This window comes from Streptomyces sp. NPDC017991 (assembly GCF_044328075.1).
Lineage (GTDB): Bacteria > Actinomycetota > Actinomycetes > Streptomycetales > Streptomycetaceae > Streptomyces.
In genome coordinates this window covers 535,322-552,771 of sequence record NZ_JBIRGP010000005.1, presented here as the reverse complement: position 1 = coordinate 552,771, position 17,450 = coordinate 535,322, and the positions used below count along the sequence as shown (strand labels likewise).

The 17,450-nt window shown below is 67.5% G+C and carries 17 protein-coding genes; all 17 read right to left on the bottom strand.

Annotated elements, in window-relative coordinates; translation table 11 throughout:
• Positions 1-22 precede the first annotated feature (22 nt).
• Complete coding sequence (locus tag ACH4DZ_RS18800) at positions 23-1,222, bottom strand: hypothetical protein (protein WP_398288260.1); 1,200 nt, start codon at positions 1,220-1,222, stop codon at positions 23-25.
• Positions 1,222-2,199 carry a hypothetical protein gene (locus ACH4DZ_RS18795; RefSeq protein ID WP_398288259.1) on the bottom strand — a complete coding sequence of 326 codons (978 nt, stop codon included), beginning with the start codon at positions 2,197-2,199 and terminating at the stop codon, positions 1,222-1,224. The genes ACH4DZ_RS18800 and ACH4DZ_RS18795 overlap by 1 nt, the downstream gene beginning before the upstream one ends.
• A 119-nt stretch (positions 2,200-2,318) precedes the next feature.
• Positions 2,319-3,260 (bottom strand): hypothetical protein, encoded by a 942-nt coding sequence (locus ACH4DZ_RS18790; protein WP_398288258.1) that lies wholly within the window; start codon positions 3,258-3,260, stop codon positions 2,319-2,321.
• Positions 3,247-7,290, bottom strand: a complete 4,044-nt coding sequence (locus ACH4DZ_RS18785) for a hypothetical protein (protein ID WP_398288257.1) — start codon at positions 7,288-7,290, stop codon at positions 3,247-3,249. The genes ACH4DZ_RS18790 and ACH4DZ_RS18785 overlap by 14 nt, the downstream gene beginning before the upstream one ends.
• Before the next feature lie 300 nt (positions 7,291-7,590).
• Positions 7,591-8,109, bottom strand: coding sequence for a hypothetical protein (locus ACH4DZ_RS18780; protein WP_398288256.1), 519 nt, complete (start codon positions 8,107-8,109; stop codon positions 7,591-7,593).
• Positions 8,110-8,213: 104 nt separating this feature from the next.
• A complete protein-coding gene (locus tag ACH4DZ_RS18775; RefSeq protein WP_328333327.1) occupies positions 8,214-8,813 on the bottom strand; it encodes a hypothetical protein in 600 nt (199 codons plus the stop codon).
• A 72-nt stretch (positions 8,814-8,885) separates the two neighbouring features.
• The gene (locus ACH4DZ_RS18770; protein WP_398288255.1) at positions 8,886-9,314 is read right to left on the bottom strand and encodes a hypothetical protein; all 429 of its coding nucleotides are present in this window, start codon (positions 9,312-9,314) and stop codon (positions 8,886-8,888) included.
• Positions 9,314-9,538: a hypothetical protein gene (locus ACH4DZ_RS18765; RefSeq protein WP_398288254.1), complete on the bottom strand. Its 225-nt coding sequence runs from the start codon at positions 9,536-9,538 to the stop codon at positions 9,314-9,316. The genes ACH4DZ_RS18770 and ACH4DZ_RS18765 overlap by 1 nt, the downstream gene beginning before the upstream one ends.
• A gap of 633 nt (positions 9,539-10,171) precedes the next feature.
• The gene (locus ACH4DZ_RS18760; protein WP_398288253.1) at positions 10,172-10,702 is read right to left on the bottom strand and encodes a hypothetical protein; all 531 of its coding nucleotides are present in this window, start codon (positions 10,700-10,702) and stop codon (positions 10,172-10,174) included.
• Between the two features lies 1 nt (position 10,703).
• The gene (locus tag ACH4DZ_RS18755) at positions 10,704-11,036 is read right to left on the bottom strand and encodes a hypothetical protein (protein ID WP_398288252.1); all 333 of its coding nucleotides are present in this window, start codon (positions 11,034-11,036) and stop codon (positions 10,704-10,706) included.
• Positions 11,037-11,052: 16 nt separating this feature from the next.
• Positions 11,053-11,919: a hypothetical protein gene (locus ACH4DZ_RS18750; RefSeq protein WP_398288251.1), complete on the bottom strand. Its 867-nt coding sequence runs from the start codon at positions 11,917-11,919 to the stop codon at positions 11,053-11,055.
• A gap of 11 nt (positions 11,920-11,930) precedes the next feature.
• A complete protein-coding gene (locus tag ACH4DZ_RS18745) occupies positions 11,931-12,395 on the bottom strand; it encodes a hypothetical protein (RefSeq protein ID WP_398288250.1) in 465 nt (154 codons plus the stop codon).
• 165 nt (positions 12,396-12,560) lie between these two features.
• Positions 12,561-13,037 carry an IPT/TIG domain-containing protein gene (locus ACH4DZ_RS18740; protein ID WP_398288249.1) on the bottom strand — a complete coding sequence of 159 codons (477 nt, stop codon included), beginning with the start codon at positions 13,035-13,037 and terminating at the stop codon, positions 12,561-12,563.
• A gap of 71 nt (positions 13,038-13,108) precedes the next feature.
• The gene (locus tag ACH4DZ_RS18735; protein WP_398288248.1) at positions 13,109-14,077 is read right to left on the bottom strand and encodes a pentapeptide repeat-containing protein; all 969 of its coding nucleotides are present in this window, start codon (positions 14,075-14,077) and stop codon (positions 13,109-13,111) included.
• Positions 14,078-14,446: 369 nt separating this feature from the next.
• On the bottom strand, positions 14,447-15,130 hold the full coding sequence (locus ACH4DZ_RS18730; protein ID WP_398288247.1) for a hypothetical protein: 684 nt from the start codon (positions 15,128-15,130) through the stop codon (positions 14,447-14,449).
• Between the two features lie 498 nt (positions 15,131-15,628).
• A complete protein-coding gene (locus ACH4DZ_RS18725) occupies positions 15,629-15,904 on the bottom strand; it encodes a hypothetical protein (protein ID WP_398288246.1) in 276 nt (91 codons plus the stop codon).
• A gap of 87 nt (positions 15,905-15,991) precedes the next feature.
• Entirely contained in the window at positions 15,992-17,293 is a 1,302-nt protein-coding gene (locus tag ACH4DZ_RS18720) for a phage major capsid protein (RefSeq protein ID WP_398288245.1), read from the bottom strand.
• Positions 17,294-17,450 lie beyond the last annotated feature (157 nt).

The following is a 17,450-nucleotide window of genomic DNA, read 5'->3' as shown; positions in this document are numbered from 1 at the left end:
GGTGGTGCTTTGCGTCGCGTCCTCAGTAGTGGAAGGCGTCGGAGCGCTTCAGGGTGAGGACCACGGTGCCGTCGGCGCTGATCTCGTCGGAGACGATCCGGTGCCACACGTCGACGTCCCCGACCCACGGGACGTGGACCTGGACGCGGATGTCGTCGCCGAGCTGCCAGGAGCCGAGCCGGGCGTTGGGGTGGTCGATGACCTGGATGGCCGGTATTTGCAGCGCCTTGGTGCGGCCGGCCAATTCCTGCTGCCCTCTGGTGTTGAGGGAGGAGGGCGAGGAGAGGGTCTTGTCGGTGACCGTGGCGACGCGGCGCAGTCGCCCGTCGTAGCGGTGGACCTGGGCGCGGGCCATCTTCCGGCCTTCGCCCTTCCCGAGGACCACGACCTCGTTGGCGTAGTCGTCGCCCATGCCCTCGGGCTTGGCGATGGCGATCAGATTCTCGCCGTCTGCGAAGCGGAGGTCATCGCGTTTGCGGCCAAGGCGGGGCGTGCCGAGGCGCAGTCGGTGCTCGATGGTGTTCCCGGACCCGGACCAGGCGTGCGTCTCGATCCAGTCGAACGGCGTGGTGCTGGTCAAGGTGTCGAGGGTTTGCCCGCAGTCCGGGTTGTCCCACCAGGCCAGCTCCCACGGATTCTGGCCGTCGCTCGTGCCGAGAAGTTCGCCGAGTTTGTGACTGTCGATCTTCAGGCCGATGTTGCCGTAAGGCCGGCTCTGTACGTGAGACCAGACCTTGCGGAACGCGTCGTACACGTCGACCCGGGGTCCTCCGTACGGTTTCGGCGGGTCGGGGACGCGTTGCTTGCCCTTCTTCCCGTCGACCCAGCCGTCATGGTTTTTGTCCTTTCCGGCGTAGGGGTCTTTGGGGGTGATCAGAGCGCCGGAGACCATGTAGTCCTCGTACGGAATGCCCTGCGGGTAGCAGGAGAAGCCCTCGCACTGGATGCTCGCCTGCGGCCCGTCGTACGAAGTCTTGGTCACGACGCCGCCCCACCGGATCACGCCGTCGATCTCCAGGTACAGCTTGGTGTCCCACTCCTGCAAGATCGGCTTGCCGTCCGCGCCGAGCATCCGCGAGTACTCGGGCTGGATCGTGCCCGCCATCGCGCCGGGCCCGGACAGGTCGCGCTTCGGGTTGCTGCTGAGCGCAAAAGGGACTTCCCAGTCGAGTATTTCCTCGGGCAGGGCGCGTTGAGCGATGAACCGCCACCCGGCCGGCATCAGACCTCTTCCTCGTCCGGGGCCTCGACGAACTCGACGTCGGCGACGATCGACGTGGAGCCGTCCACGGACAGGTCACCGGTCTCGCTCTTCGACATGTACGTCTGGAGGTAGAGGCGTTGGGTGGTGCCCCGCAGCGCGCTGGAAATGCTCATGTTGTCGGCGATAACGATGGTCTGGCGCCGAGTCTGGTTGCCGGTGTCGTCGTCGATCACCGTGTTCTGGCCCTGGATCGTGCCGAACACGTTCTGCATGGAGGCGTAGACGTCTGCCTTCGTCATGCGCAGGCCCGCGATGGTGGTGATGATCTTCAAGCGAGTCGCCCAGGCGGGCACGTCGATGTCCCACCGTGCCGGATCACCGGGCCAGTTGTGCCACTTGTTGTCGGAGTAGGTGAGCGTCGACAGGGTGCCGGGGAAGGCGGTGTAGATCCGCCGGTCCCGGCGGGGGGCGACCATCGAGCGCAGGTCCTTGATCATGGCCTGGGTGACGGTCGTCGTATTGGCCGGGATGTCGATGCGGGCGAGAGCGATCGCGGAGTCCCCACTCCTGACCTGCCGCACACTCGTCGTGGTCTTCGAGACGCCGCTGATCACACGGGTATAGACGTACGGGCCGATCTTGGGATTGGAGGGGTTCGGCCAGGTCTCGCCGTAGCTGTAGGGGTTCTCCACGCGGGCGACGATCAGGTCGGAGCGGGCCGAGACGCCGGTGGCGGCGATCGGAACCTGGTCGGCGACAGGGAGCCGGGCAGCGTACGCCTGGTACGCGCCGCCCTGGGCGCGGTTGATGAGCGCGCAGGCCCCGGTACGGATCTGCACCGCCGCCGCGGGGGTGCTGAGCGCCTTCACCTGGAGGTCCGCGGAGCCGACCACCCCCTCGGCGCCGCCGAACGCGGCGTACGCCAAGAGCCTCGCGACTTCCGAGCTGTGCTCCGCGCCGCCTTCGGTGAACCACGGAACCGAATCCCACGCCATGCCGTTTCCTCCGCTGCTTGCTGGGCGAACCGGCGGGGAGTGTTCAGGGGGCGGGGCTCTTGCGTCGCGTGCTGCCTGGCCGTGGCTTGCCCATTCGGACAGGGACAATCTTGGTTCGGTCACAAGTAGGCGTAGGCATCGCGCCAGGCCACCGTCATGTATGCGGTGCTGGTGCTGTCCGTTCCACGCATCACGAAGTCCTGGCGGCCCACGGGTAGGCGCATGTCCTCAAGTCTCGGCGTCCCCCGGTAGAGGAGTCCGGCAACCGATGCGCCGCCGTTGCGCAGCACCGTCCGCGCCCAGGGCCGGGTGTCGATCGCGACGCGTTCACCCGCGCCGAGCGTGAGGTTCAGGGAAGCCTTCCACCTGCCGACGACCTCGCATACCGGCTGGCTGATCGGACCGTAGATGGTGATGACTGGCCATGTCGCCCTCGTGCCGCCCACGGTGACGTCCCCCGCCACCTTGCCGCTGCTCTCCCCGATCATTGTCAGCGGCGTGGTCAGCGGACCGACGAGACCACGGTGCGGCGGTGGCTGAATGTCCACGCGCACGCTCTGCTCGACCTCGTCGTACGCGGTGTCGTCCTGGCAGGCGAAGGTGCACACGACAGGGGTGTAGCCCTGCCTCGTGAGCTTGGAGGCGGCCGGCGCCCACTTGCGGGGGCGGCCGTAGAAACGGCGGGGTCGGCCGCCCTGCGTGGTCGACAGCGTGGCCGGGGTGGCGAAACGGAGGCGCAGCGCCTCCGCGTCCCACGCCTGCCCGAACCTGGACAGCCGGTCCAAGGCTGCGCCGTGCCGGCCCTGCTGGGTGGTCGCGTCGTCGACAGCGTCGACACCGACCTCGAACGTGATGGTCGCCGCGGTCTTGAAATCCTGACCGAAGCGGATACCGTCCGCGCGGGGCAACGGGGTGTCCCCGGCGTCCGTGTCGCCGTACGCGATCTCGTACGGCTCCAGCAGATAGAAGCCGGAGCGGATCGTGCCGAACGTGAACGTCGCGCCGGGATGCACACCGTTGGCGCCGTACGACAGTCTCCACTCACTCTCAGCCAGCGACATGGGCACCTCCTCGGCGGATGCGGCGCAGTTCGAACATGGCGTCGTTCAGGGCCTCTCCTGGGGTCATGGGACGGCCGGTCATGGTGAGGTTGAGGTCGCCACCGACGAGGGAGGGGCTAACGGCCTGGGGGACGGAGGCGCGGGGTGCCGCAGCGCGGGTGCCGCGGTTGACGGCCACGGCGCCGTCGGCGTACTGGCGCAGCGCGCCGTTCGCCCAGGCGACGACTCCGCCGAACTCGCGCACCACCTGCTCGACGATCTGCTTGGACCGGGTCCGCTTCGCCCCAGCTAGCGGCACGTAGGCTTCGCCGCCGGTCTCCGGCTCCGCCCACAGCCGCCATTCACCGGGGCGGGCGATCTGTGCGACGTGCCGTTCGGCTCCGGCCGCGAACGTCTTGATGCGGTTGCCAGCACGCTGGATGCCGCCGTTGGCGAACCGGGTGATGCTGCCGTTGGCGTTTTCAGAGACGTACGGCTTGCCGACCGTGGAGTACTTGATCGTGACGTGCACGGTCTTGCCGGTGAGGCCGTTGATCTTCCGCTGGATCGCCTCGACGTTGGAGGATGCCGACCCGGTCGGGGCGGTGATCTCGACCTTCTTGCCCTTGAGTTCCTTGACCTTGAAGCCAAGGTCTTTGATCATCTTCTGCGCCGTGGCGGTCGGCGCTTCCATCTTCAGCTTCTTGCCGGGCGGCAGCCCCGCGACCTTGTCGCGAATCGCCGTCAGATCCCCGGTGGCCTTCTTGATGATCGCGGTGACCGTGACGTTCTTCCGGTTCGGGGCATTCGCGATGTCCGCGGCCAGGGCGCCGATGTCGACGCGGGCGCCCTTCGTCGGCGCGGTGACCCGGACGTTCTTTCCGCCGGGGAGCGTGGTCACCTTGAAACCAAGGAGTTCGAGCTGCTTACGGGCCTCGCCCGTCGGTGCCTTGATGCTGATTGACTTGCCCGGCTTCAGCGACTCCAGCGTGCCGCGCAGTCCGAGAATCTGCGCCGTCGACTCCGGGATGCCCTTCGTGGTCATCAGCGTGGTCACGGTGTCCGGGATGAACCCCATCTGGTCGGCGAGGGCCTTCGCCTGTGACTTGGGGATGCCCATGTCCATCGCGAGCTGGATTGCCTTCGACCGGGCCCGCTCCATCGCGGCCTGACCTCGGTCCATTGCCTCCGACATGGGCATCACGCCCTGCTCGGCCGATTGCTGGGCGCTGGTAGCAACGCCGAGCATGGAGTCGCGCAGCTCGCCGAGTCGGCCGTTCAGGGTCTGCCCGTTGCGGGAGGCGGTGTTGACCAGGCCGTCACTGTCGACGAGAGCCTTGCCCCAGCCTTCGGCCTGGTCGATGTTGCCCTTCATCGTCTCGTCGATCTGGAGCATTACGGAGTTGAGCTGTGCGGACGCGTCGTGGAATGACTGCGCGTTGCCACTGAGGGCATCGAGCGCGCGGCGCAGGCTGTCGGTCCGCTCGTCGGCGCTCTTGGTCTTGTCGCTGTAGCCCTGCACCGCGGCCTGGAGGCGGTCGTAGGCGGACGTGCCGGTGGTGGATGTCCCGTTGACCGCTTCGTTCAGCTCCTTTGCCTTCGTCTTCGACTTGTCCAGCTCGCCGCTCATGCCCTTGAGGGCGTCGGCGGCGGCCTGGTACTTCTCGCCCTGCGGCGTCATCTTCAGGACGTCTGTCTTGGGGCCCATCGAGACGTAGTGCTCGGTCTCCTTCGCGAGCGTGCGCAGCTTCTTTTCCAGGCCCTCGATGGAGCCGCCTTGGTCGAGGTAGGCGTCGGTGACCGACTTGAGGCTGACGTCCGCGCTGCGAAGGGTGTCGACGAGCTTGCCCTTGCCGTCGTTGAGCTTGACGTCTTGGAGGTACTGGGCTGCCTGCGCCCTCACGTTGGCGTCGATCTGCCCGTTGGAGTCGGCGAGTGCCTGCGCCAGGGAGCTGATGCGTTCCTCGTGTGCGGCGGCGGCGCGGGCGGCGGCCTGCTGCTTCGCTGCGAGCAGCCCGAGCCCGATCGTGACCCCGGCCATAGCGATACCCAGTGGGCCGCCGAGCGCTGAGGTCATGCCGCCGAGGGTTCTGGAGGCGACCCGGTTCGCGGCGCCGATGCCCCGCAGCGTGCCGGAGAGGCGACCGCCCTCGGTGGAGGCGGTGCGGTAAGCCGTGCCCATGCGTTGCCACATGGTGGCCTGCGGGCCGATCGTCCCGGGCGAGAGGCTGCCGCGCATGACGTTGCCCAGGGACGATGCCGATCGGGTCGCCGTGGCGATCGACGTGCCGAAGCCGCGCAACGCAGTGGAGACGGCGGAGACCACCTTGAGGGCGAGCATCGTCCCGAGCAGCACCGCCAGGGCAGTGTTCGCGCCCGGCACGATGCTCATGATCGTGTTGAAGGCGTGCAGCAGGCCGTTGAAGGCGGCCAGGAGCACCCCGAGCCCAGTGCCGGCCGCCGAGAGGTTACCGATCGCGGTGGCAAGGTTGGATACGAGGCCGATCAGCGCGGGCCCGATGGAGTGCCCGATGGAGTCGAAGAAGGTGCCGAGCGCGGGCATCAGCTCGGTCCTAATCTGCCGGATCAGGTCGGTGATGCCGTTGTCCTTCGCGGCCCGGCCAAGCCCTCGAAAAAAGTCGCCGACGAGCCGGTTCAGCTCGTGGAAGGTGGGCGCGGCGTCGGAGAAGAACTGCTTCATCGACGTCTGGCCCTTGACCGAGTTCGCCCACCGCTTGAAGCGGGTCATGGCGCCTTCGAACCCGTCGAGCAGCGCATCGCCGGAGTCCTGGGCGGCCTTGCCGACGCCCCCGAGGCCCTTAACGAGGTCCCAGGTGGAGCGCCCGAGTTGGGATGCCTTATCTCCGGCGTGGTCGAGGAACTTCGCCAGCGATCCGGTTTCGCGACCGGCCTGGACGGAGGCCCGCGCCCATTGCGTGAACTTCTCAACGCCGCCGCTGACCCGTTCGACAAAAGGGCCGGAGGCCACCATGAAGTCGAGACTTGCGTGCCCGAGATTCGCGAGCCCATCGGTCATGTGCCCGACGGCCGTGCTGTTCGTGGCCGCGATCGTCTTGAAGTCGCGACGGAACGGGCCTGACTGCATGAACTGGGCGCCCCGCTCGGCCAGGTTGCCCATCTGGCCTGCGGTGTCGCCGAGCATGTCCTTCAGCAGAGGCAGCACCGCGCCCGACAGGGGCTTGATGTCGTCTGCGACCTGCGAGAAGAATCTTTCCTGCACGGACTGGCGCATCTTGCGCCATGCGCCGCTCAGGGAGGCGACCGTGGTCACGCTCTTGCGGGCTGAAGCGGACAGCCCCTCGGTGGACTGCTTGAGCGCGTCCTGCTGGGCCTTGGTCAGCTTTGCGCCGTTGGCTGCCTGCTGCTGGGCCTTGAGGGTCTGCTTCAGAGCTTCGCCGAAGCCGCCGAAGGCGACCTTCGTGCCGATCGCCGCAGTGCCGGCCGCCACGATCAGGCCGGGTATCGCTCCGAGCACACCTACGGCGGGTGCGGCGGAGGATACGAGCGCGGTCAGCGCGGCGCCGTACTGGGTGAGAGCGGCAACGGCGGGCTGCGCGAGGGAGAGCAGCGAGCCGATGCCGAGCATCCGCATCGACTTGCGGCCGCGCGGGACCCGCATCTGCACCGGGACGTTGACCGGCGTGCGGTCGGCTTCGCCCTGCGCACCGCGGATCAGATCGCGGACGCCTGCGAGCAGGCCGCCGCTGCGGCTGTGACTGTCGGAGTCACCGTCGGGCCGGACCGGTACGCGGACGTCGGTTGCTGCGATGCGCCGTGCGATGCCGTCCAGCTCCGCCCGGAGCCGCTGGTCGTCGATCTTGATCTTGACCTTGGAGCTGACGCCCTTCGACGCCTCTTTGACGGCGGCTTCGAGCTTCTTGCGAAGGTTCTTGTCGTCGACCTTGATCTTGACCTTTACGGCCAGGCCCTCGGCGGCCGCCTCGACCTTGGTGCGCAGTTCACGCGCGAATCCGGCGAGGTCGGCGACGACCGGCACGTCCAGGCGACCAGCCTGAAGGCCCTCAGCCACTGCGGACCATTCCTCTCTGCATCGCGGCCGCGAGCATCTGCCGGTGCCCCGTCATCTGGGGGGCTGCGGTGTGCTGTTGCTGTTGCGGCTTCGCGCCGGGCTGCTCGTGAGCAGCAGCCCGGGCGGGGTTGTACGGGCGAGGGATGGACGTCGGTTCTTCACGTCGCCGGTCGGCGGCCAGAATGCTGACCTCTTCGATCAGCTGGGCCAGGAGTTCCGTCTCCTTGGTCCACCCGTTGATCTGGGCGGACTGGATGCGGGACTCCTCGGGGAGGCCGTCGATCAGGACGATCAGACGCCTCAGTCCGAGGAAGCCGGGCTCTCCTGGCTGTCGCCAGATTCCTCGGGCGTCGAGTCCGTGGAATCGGTTGAGGTCGGACTCGACGTCTCCCCATCGCTCTCGGAGGAGCCGCCCAGCCCGAAGAGTTTTCCCAGGTCGACGCCGTAGACCTTGATCAGGCCCATGGTGAGGCGGACGTACGCCGGGAGGGAGGGGCCCAAGTCATCGAACCGCTGGTACTCCTCCTTGCCGAGGAGGATGCGGTGCACCTCGTAGATCGCGTCGACGAACTGGCGTGGCAGGTTCGGCCGTTTGAAGACCAGGTCGATGACGACCGACGCGGTCGGGTTCTCGCTCGCCTCGATGACGTCGCGCAGCAGGCCGACGAGGTCCAGGGTGTCGGAGAGCAGCGGGTCGAGCGCCTTGGCGGGCAGCTCGGCGGGGTAGATGAACTGCTCCTCGCGGTACTTCACGGGGATACCGTGGGGGTACTGGACTTCCCGGCGTTCGGCGGCGTCGAGGTCGATGACGAAGGACATGGCAGGCGGGCCTCTCGTGTGCGCGGGCTGGATCGCGGTGTGCGGCAGCGCGCGGACACTGGCAAGTCCGTGAGGCTTGCGTCGCGCGCTGCCGCTGCGAGAGGTCAGCCGCCCGCCGGAGCGGTGGCCGGGGCAAAGCTCGGGTCGTTGGTGATGACGTACCAGGCGTCGGAGTCGTCACCGCCCTGCACGGCAAGGCGCAGGGGCAAGACGGCTTCCTTCGTCTTGGCGAGTTCGGTGTTCACGCCCTCCATCTGCATGGAGCGCGGCACCATGTAGCGGTAGCTCTTGCCGCCGTCGATCACCTCGATGCACGCGGCGATCTCGGTACGCGAGCCGATCCTGGGCGGCGTGAACTTGTAGTGCTTCTTGGAGTCGGCGGCCGTGACTTCGTCGATCTGGCCACCGCCGTACACGGCCCGGAAGTTCTCACCGGACCACTGCTGGAGATCGACCTCGATCGTCGACGCGTCCTGGGTCTGGAAGGTCCGGGTCGGGTACGAGGACTGGGCGCTGCGGACTTGCTCGAAGTTGGGTTCGTTGTTGAACTTCAACGAGTCCTCGGTGGTCAGACCGACGGCGCGCCAGCCGTTCGGCATGACGGCGGTTGCGTCAGCCGGCGCGGTAGCGCCGACCTCGGCGAGCCACACGCGCGTGAGCGCGGGGATGACGATCTGGTTGTTGTTGGCGGTCTCGCCTGCCATGGCGGGGTCTCCCTGGGGGTCCGGTGATCGGGCCCCGGAACCTTGCGGAGAGCAGAGGGCTAACGTCGCGCGCTACGGGTGCAGCGTGACCAGCAGACCGAGGAGCCAACGAGGCTGTCCGTCGACGAGCGGGGACCAGAGGAGCGTGCCGGAGGGGCGGACGCCGCTGATGACGGGCTGCCCCGAAGTGTGGGGGGCGTCGGGCAGCTCGGTGGCCGCGGCCGCGCACAAGAGGATGATCCGCCGCAGCTCGGCTTGTCCCGGCCAGCCGCCGGGGTCGCCGTACATCTCCAGCGTCACCTCGGGCTCGGTTGCCCACGTCAAGCTGCGCAGGTCTCCGCCGGGCCCGTGGCTGACGCGCAGGTGAGGCCACGGGGCCTCTGCGATCCCGGACACGCGGCCGGGGCCGCCCAGGGCCTCGGCCACGCGCGGGTGTTTCTGGAGCCAAGTAAGCAGCGCCGTCACCGGGTCGGCGTCGGCGAGCGTGAAGACACCAGACATCAGGTACGAGCGACGTAGCCCGAGATACGCAGGCGCCGGGCGTAATCGGCCGACACGCGGACCTTCGCGCCGGGCAGGTAGCTGCGGCCTTCGATGTTGAGGTGGTTGGCCAGCGTGACGGTCTCCATCGGCGCGTTCGACGGCGCGGTGGCGCGTGCGGAGGAGGCATCGGCGGCCGGGGCTTCGGGCGTGGCGCTCTGGGGAGAGAGGTTCTTGGCAGTCATGCAGCGCACCGTGACTGGCACGGCCTGCTTGCGTCGCGTGCTCCGGCTTGGCGGTCCGGAGTACACGCTGTGAGCCTGGGGCGCCCGGCGATGCTGCGTTCGTCTACGTCCGCTACAGCAACTGGCCTGATTCGCCCGCGCGTTTAATGGGGCAAAAAGGGATCAGACGGTCTGACACCTTGACGACGCCGGATAGGATGCCGATGGCGGAAAAGGCGCACGCCACCGCCATGTTATCCGCCCCCGTTAAGGCGACATACCGTCTGACCTGCGGAAACGCCCTTTTGCTTATGCTCGCACCCCCTCCAATGTGGTCGTTGTGCCGGACGTCGGCGCCTCGGACTGGGAGGGACAACGAATGAGCGGCAAGAAGCGCACCTCTACCGGCGGTCGGAAGGCCGCGTGGCGAGAGGTCCCCTGGGAGTGGCGCCGGCCTCGGCCGCTGGAGGTCACCGGCCTCCTGACCGCCATCCCGCTCGTATCGGCGGTCGCCGGATACGTTCCCGAGGGTCCGGCGACGCTCAGTACAGCCGCTGCCTTCGCTGTGAATGCTGTGGCCACATTTGTTGCTCGATGCATGCGACGCACGCGCAGTTGACGCGCCGCAGCCCTGACGCCCCCGCATCGGGGGCGTCAGCGGCGACCAGCCACGATGGCAGCGGCGCGGGCCATGAAGTGCGCGCCGTCAGCGATCAGGTTGCCTGGGTAGACAGTCCCGACTTCAGCCTCGACGACCATCGGGCCGCGGGCGGTGACGGTTACCGTCACCTTCTTGCCGGTGATGATCGGTTGACCGGTGCTGATGTTCCGTGTAATGCCCTCGGGGTCGAGGGCGGTGGCGCAGCGGCAGTTCTTCAGGTTCGCGACCGCTCGGGACGTCTGGTCGCGGGGCTGAAGCATGTAAGTGTTCGCCCCGACGCCGCGGTGCTTGCGGTCCCAGTCCATGCTGTTGATCGTGAACCGAAGGTTCCCCGGCACGACTTGGCCCTGCGCCTGGACGTGGGTGGGACGCACCTTGTCGTCGGCCACAGTGACCCACCGCTTCGTGGGTGGGGCCAGACGTTTCGCCTCGACCTCGACCTGGTGGGCTATGCGCTGGACATGTGGGGCGACCATCCTTGCGAGCAGCGTCTCCAAGGCAGGGTTCGGGGTGAACTTGGCCATGTCAGGGCACCTCCGGCGGGTTTTGCGCGGCGGTCGCCTGGACGTAGTCGACGGCCGGGTAGCCGGGCACCCGGTGGAGGCGGGCGGTGGAGACGGTCCATGTCATCCCGGCCTCGTCGCCGATGACATCGCCGGGTTCTACGGGCCAGGCGGCCGGGGCCAGGCGCAGGGACCAGGTGGCGTCCGGCTGCTCCAGGGCGGAGCCGGGCCAGGGGCCGCGCGGCGCCGACCGATGACTCGGATCGGGCGGCACGGGGACACCGTTCGCGTCTCGGGCCCAGGGGTGCGCGAGCGCGTACAGCGTCAACGCCCGGTTAGCCAGAACGACGGCCATCGGCCTCCCCTTCCAGTCAGCGCCGGGCGCGGGTCGACGCGTACGGCCAAGGGGCGCGCGGCGGCCGGGACAACGGCTGGAACACCAGACGGCGCAGCCGGTTGAGGCTGTTGATGGTGGGGAGAGCGCCTGCCTGACCAGTGGTGGGCGCGGAGTCGTACGAGACGGACTGGCCTTCGGCGCTCACGGATGAGACGCGACGCCCCGACCCTGCTGCCGTCGTGACCTGGTCGGTCCGCTGCCGGACGGACTCAGCGGCGTGCGCTACGACATAACGCACCACCGACTCCTCCTTGACGCCGTCCAGACCGACGAGGAGGTCCACGTCGTACGTGCCGTCGCCACTGGCCCGATAGGAGATCACCTCAGCGATGTCGTCAACGTCGAGGTGCCAAGCGTCCGCGTCCTCAAGAGCATCCGTCCAGTACGGGGTGAGCCCACGCAGCGTGGTGACAGCGGGCACCAGGGCCCGGCCGAGGTAGGCGGCGACGTCGGCCTGCGCGTTGCGGATCTCCGTCTCATAGGTGCTGCGCTGGGCAGAGGCGAGCGGGAGCGTAACGCCAAGGGCGTCGGCGACAGCCTCGGGTGACGCGACCAGGCCCTGGCCGTTGGGGAGGTCCAAGCGCACTGAGGTGTCCGTGACGGCCTGCCCGGACGCGTTTGGGGTGAAGGTGACCGTGCCCCAGTAGCGGCCCGGCGCGACGTGGGGGATGTCGAAGCGGTATACCCCGGCGCTCAGACGAACGGCAGGTGCGGCCGACGCGACAACCGCCCCGTCGCGTTCCGGCGTGGCGTACAGGTCGAGGCGTGAGACCTCGCCGCCGGCCGGGGCCGGGTCGTAGTGCGCTCCGGCCCACATGGGCTTGTGGTCGTAGACCGACACCTGGCCTCTCCCTACTGGTTGCGGTTGGTGCGCGCGGCCTGCGCGTCGAGGCGTTCGCGGATACGGGCGGCGATGTTCTCGGAGACGACGGCGCCCTTCGGCTGGAGGAGCCGCGTCACGGGGTTGTGGTGAGGTCCGAGGAACGTGCGCTCGATCAGGCGGATGGTGCACTGGAGCGTCGAGCCGAACGGGGTGAGGGGTACAAACACCTCGTCGAGGTTGGCGGGCGGCTGCCCGGTGGCGTCGTCGAGGATGACGTCGGCCAGGTTCTCCTCGTCGGGGATGACCTCGGTCGGTGTGACGTACAGGGGCGCGGCCGGGGGCTCGGGGGCATCGTCGACGTGCGGCGGCTCCAACGGGGCTGCTTCCGGCGCGGTGGGGGCCGAGTCGGTGGGCTCGGTGTCCGGTGCAGCCGCCGTAGCGTCCTCGGCGATCGTCTTTGCGGTGGTCTTCCGGGTGCGGGCGGTGGTGGCCATGGATGGCTCCTCATGCGGGTGTCGGTCCGATCGCGCGCACCCTGCACGGGTGGCCCGGTTTGTGTCGCGCGGTGCGAGAAGATCGCGTCTATCGGGAATCGAAGCCTCGGAGCATTGGCCGCGGCTGCGCTGGGGCCCCACGGGCGGGGCCCCAGACGGCTCGGTTCAGCCGCCGGCCGGGGCCTCGTAGGTGAAGCCGTTGGTCTTGGCGATGAGGCCGCTGTCATCTGCGAGTTCGACGGATGCAGCTCCCGCTTCGCCGGACGGCGTCTTCACGGTCAGCTCGTTGGCCGAGTGGATGCGCAGTTCGGTTCCGGCCGTGGGGCCGAAGCTGACGGCTGAGACACCGTCGAGATGTTCACCCTTGATCGTGATGGTGGTGCCGCCTGCGGCCGGGCCCTTGTTGGGGCTGATCGCCGTCACACTGGCCGCGCTGAACGCTCGGTCGATGCTGGATCTCGGGATGACTGTCCCGGCCTGGTAGAGCAGGAAACGCTTGGAGCCTTCGGGCTGTCCGTCTCCGCGCCCGTACGGCTCGGAGACGTAGACGTCTTCGGTGATGCGGACGGGGGGATCGTCGAGTGCGGCCGCGGGAAACGCTGCTTTCGCGATGCGGGTGCCATCCTGGCGATACAGGCCCATGGTGTCCTTCCTCCGATTTCGGTAGTCGGCGAAGGATGTGTGTCGGAACGGACTAGCGTCGCGCCCTGACTTCAATCGTCCTCGCGACCGAGGGCCCGACGGGGGATGGAATCAATTTCCGTGCGGAGATTCACGACACGCGCGACGGAGTCCGGCAGTTCGACCCTTGGGGCGACACTGGCCGGCGTCAGCTGCTCTGACGTCAATCCCGGAGCGTCCTGAAACACGGTTTCCCCGTGGAGCGACGCACCTTCAAACCGAGCCCCGTGCAAGCTCACATCGGAAAACAGTGCATCTTCAATGTCTGATTCGCGGAGATCTGCGTCTTCCATCGATGCCTTGTCGATGGACGTCCCCTCCATCTGAGCCCGACGGAAACTAGCTTTCTCCAGTGATACGTTGTGGAATTTCGTTCCCTCAAGTGAGGCATCATCAAAAGTCGCCTTGGAAACGTTGCAACTCGCCAGAGTTGCCTTGTTGAGCGTGGCCTCATTGAGGCGAACCGATTCGAAGTTGCAGTCGATGAATGTCGCCGCGTGCAGGTCAGCGCCCGAGAGGTCGAAGTCCTGCAATCGACCGCCCTCAATCTGCACTTCGTGCAGAGTTACATCGCGCAGATCAACGCGGTGTGCCTCCTCGCGATCCGGGCGGCGGCAGAGAACCTGGAAGGCGACTAGCCCATCTCGCTCTGGCGGATTCGAGACAGTGAGGGTCCCGTGCTCGCCGTCAACTTCAACGATTTGAGTCTCGTCGTGACGTGCGCAGCGGTCGCGCACGAATGAGGCCAGGACCTCGACGACTGTCCAATGGTCCTTCTCGGAGTCCTTCATGATTCTTTCGAGGGCGTAGATTCCGCCAAGCCGTTCTGTCTCGCTGGCGGAGCCAAGAAGCTTGATTGCCGCCACATATCGCTCGGTGACCTGGCCTTCGCGCGTGAGTTCGGCCTGATCCCGATCCTTGTCGCGCGTGTGCTGAAGATTCAGGTGGGTGTACATCAATCCGAGGCCCGCCACCACGGCGGCCCCAAGGGCGACAAGCATTGTGCGGAGCCCAGTGATCACGACACCATCGGCCGGCTGTAGGTCTCTGTCCCGAATGTGGGAACCGTCGAGCCACCAGGGGCCCCTCCAGAGCAAGAGCCCGTAGCCGATCAGCCCTAGGAAGATCGCCAGACCAATTGCCAGGCGGCGCCCTTGAGACCCGCTGCGTACCTTCCACCTTCGCCTCAACCGAGTGATCACCTGGCCACTGTGCCTCCGGACAGCGCCGAGAGTGGTCCTTCTGTAAAGATCAGAGCAGAACTTGAGGTACTGCACGAGCTACGCCGAACTGGCGAGGAGACGGTAGGGGTCAGGAGGCTCGCTATCGCACGCCCGTTCCCTGCTGAGTCGTTGCGCGTTGGCGCGAGCTCAGAGCAACCGAAGGTGGTCCCAACCATTTGGGCTGACACTGAGGACGAGCAGCCCGGCGGACGAGACCTCGCCCGATCTAGCCGTGTACCAGTCCGAGCCGTTGTCGAGCGTGGGGGCCTGGATGTGCAGGCGCCCGTTGCCCAGCTGTTGGGTGCGGAAGTGGTGGTAGTGGCCGGTGATCAAGATCGAGGCATCTGCGATGGCCTGACGGCCGAAGCTCTGCGCTCGCCACCAGTCCCCGGCCTTCTCCGGCCTGGGGTATTGGTGGCCGTGTGCGAGTCCCACAGTGGTTCCGGCGATGTCCAGGCTGACGGTCTCGCGCCACTTCTCCGGCATGACGAAGCTGACGTGCCCGTACGCGTCCGTGTTGCGGGCGTACGCGTCGGCGATCTGGGACATGACTTCAATACCCCAGTCGTCGTTGGGCGGGCCGACGGCTTCGCGGCCGCGTCGTACACGGCCGTGGTTCGAACCGCAGGTTGCCGCGACGACGCGATCGAAGCGTCCGGCGAGGCGGTCCAGGCCCTCGAAGGTGATCCGTCTGTGGACGCGGATCATCTCCGTCATGCTCAGGTCGTTGGTGTACGCCTGCTGCGCGGTGTTCTCGTAGGTCCCGAATGTGGTCGTCGAGTCGATCGAAGCGTTCAGCGACCCGGGAGACCAGCTCCGGAGTGCCGCCATCCCGTCCGACCTTGCCTGCCTGCGCGTCGGCGTATACGACGATCAGGGCGCGCTCTGCGCTATCGGCGGTAGCGCGTGGCTTCCGGCGCCGCCGCATCGCGTCGCGGACCAAGGCGTCGACGTCTCCAGTGGAGAGCCAGGCCGGGGCGGCGGGCTCGATCACGTAGCGGCAGCGCCAGACCGCTCGGGTGACCGCGTCTTCGCCTTGGGCATCACGATGCCAGGCGGCCGGGTCGTGACGGGCTTCGACGAGTCGCACTCTCCAGCCCTCGGGGATGGCGAGCCCGAGGTCTTCGACGCGGGCACGCCAGTCGGCCTCGTCCTGCGGCGGTTGCACGGCGGCCGGGGCGGTGACCACCATGGCGCCCCCCGCCTCGTAGCGGACTCCGGCCTCCCAGCCCCGTGGGGCAGGTGCCGGGGGCCGCAGGACCTCGCTGGGCTGAGATTGATTGGCGTCCGCCGTGGGCTGGAGAAGGGCCTCCAGGTCGTTCGTCAGGCTCATCGTGTGCACCGGCATCCGTTGGCAGCGCCGCGGCGGCGGTGACGCGCCACGGTGTAGGAGGTGACCGACCGGCCGTGCTCGCCGAGTACTTCAGCGATGGCGGTGGAGGAGATGGTGCTCGTGTCGAGGATGCGCCGCAGCGTTTCAGCGGCGTCGTTGTCCACGGCGGCCAGTACGGACGCGACGCCGCACGGTGGCCCCTTGCGGGCGGCCGGCGCCTTAGTCAGTGCGTCCAAGTCGGCTGCAAGCCCGACGAGTTCCTTGTTGGTCACCGGCGTTCCTTCGTGTCAGGTCGTGCACAAGGCGGGCGAGCGGGGAGGCACCGCCAGGACGACGGGCGGTGCCTCCCTTCATCGGGTTCAGCCGGTGGGCTGGGTCCAGGTGCCGATCACGAAGGACTCGGGGCGCGGGACCTCCAGGGCGACCCGTTCGTCCGCTCGGAACGTGATCAGCCCCTTCTCGAAGTTGTCCGCGTTCTCCGAGCTGACCGTGACGGAGACCGACTCCCTGTCGTGGAGCTGGGCGCCCAGGCCAAACGCTCCGACGAGGAAGTTGTCATCAGCCATCGCCGTCGTCTCGACGACGTCCAGGCGCCAGACGCGCTTGGACGCGCCGACAGCTATCTGCAGGGCGACGCGGAACGCACCCGTCTTGTCCTCTTCGACCTCGACGTGCTCCCACATCGTCGGCGAGAGGACGATGCCAGTCGGGTCGTACTCGGCGAGCAACGCCTTGGTGATGCTGCGCCGGATCTGGACGCTGTACTGGTCGGAGTTCAACCCCTGGTACTGCTGCACGCCAGGGGTGTTGAAGATGCCGGTCAGGCTCTGGCCATCACCGACCGAGTGCAGAAGGTCCCAGTCCTCCTGGTACTTCACACCTTCGATCATGCGGCTGTTGATGAAGGTCTTGAGCCTGGGCTCGTCGGACAAGATGTTCTTGTGGGCGTCGAGTAGGTGGGCGATCTCGCTGACCGGGTACATCACCGGGACCAGCGAGAGCTTCGAGCGGGGTGCCCGCCCCCAGGTGTCGGTCTCCGCGCCCGTCGCCGGGCTGGTGCCGTCGGCGCCGTAACGCTCCTTCACCTGCTTGGCGTTGTTCGTCCAACCAGTCTCGCGAGCGCCGTACAGCACGGCCTGCTTCGTCGAACTCTTCGGGAACAGGTCGCGCACGTGGAACTTGCGGTACTCGCGCTCCGCGATCCCGAGGTTCTGCACAGAGCCGAGAGTCTGGTGCGTGACCGTCCCCGCCGACAGGCTGAAGATGGACTTCCCTTCCATCTCGGCCCGGACATACGGGCGGTCACGGAACCCGGCCTGCGCGGCGTGCTTGAAGGCGTCGGACTCGACGAAGAGATCACCGAGGCTCTTGCCCTCCATGGGGCCCTGCTGCCTCTGCCCGTAGTGCTGGCCTGCGGCGGGCACAGAGTCCGGCTCGGCCAGATACTGCTTGACCTGGCTCAGGCCCTCGGCATCGGCGATGAGCTGCTTGAGTTCCATCGCATCGGCGGACACCTTCTTGAAGGCGGACGCCTGCTCGGTGCTGACGACGAATCCACCGTTGTCCTCGACCTTGAAGGTCTGCGAAATGCGCTCGGCTTCGGCGGACTTCTCGGCGAGCTGGGTCTTCAGGCTGTTGATGAGGCTCTTGTTCTCAGCCATTGCGGGGTGCTCTCTCCTGATGCTGGGTGCGGTTGACGTGCGTCGCTCGCCCGGCCAGCACCGGGACGACCCGACAACGCGGGGCATTTGAGAGAGCGGGGGTGGTTAACGTCGCGTGCTGCCGTTCCTCACGTGATGGAGGAAGGCAGCACACGGG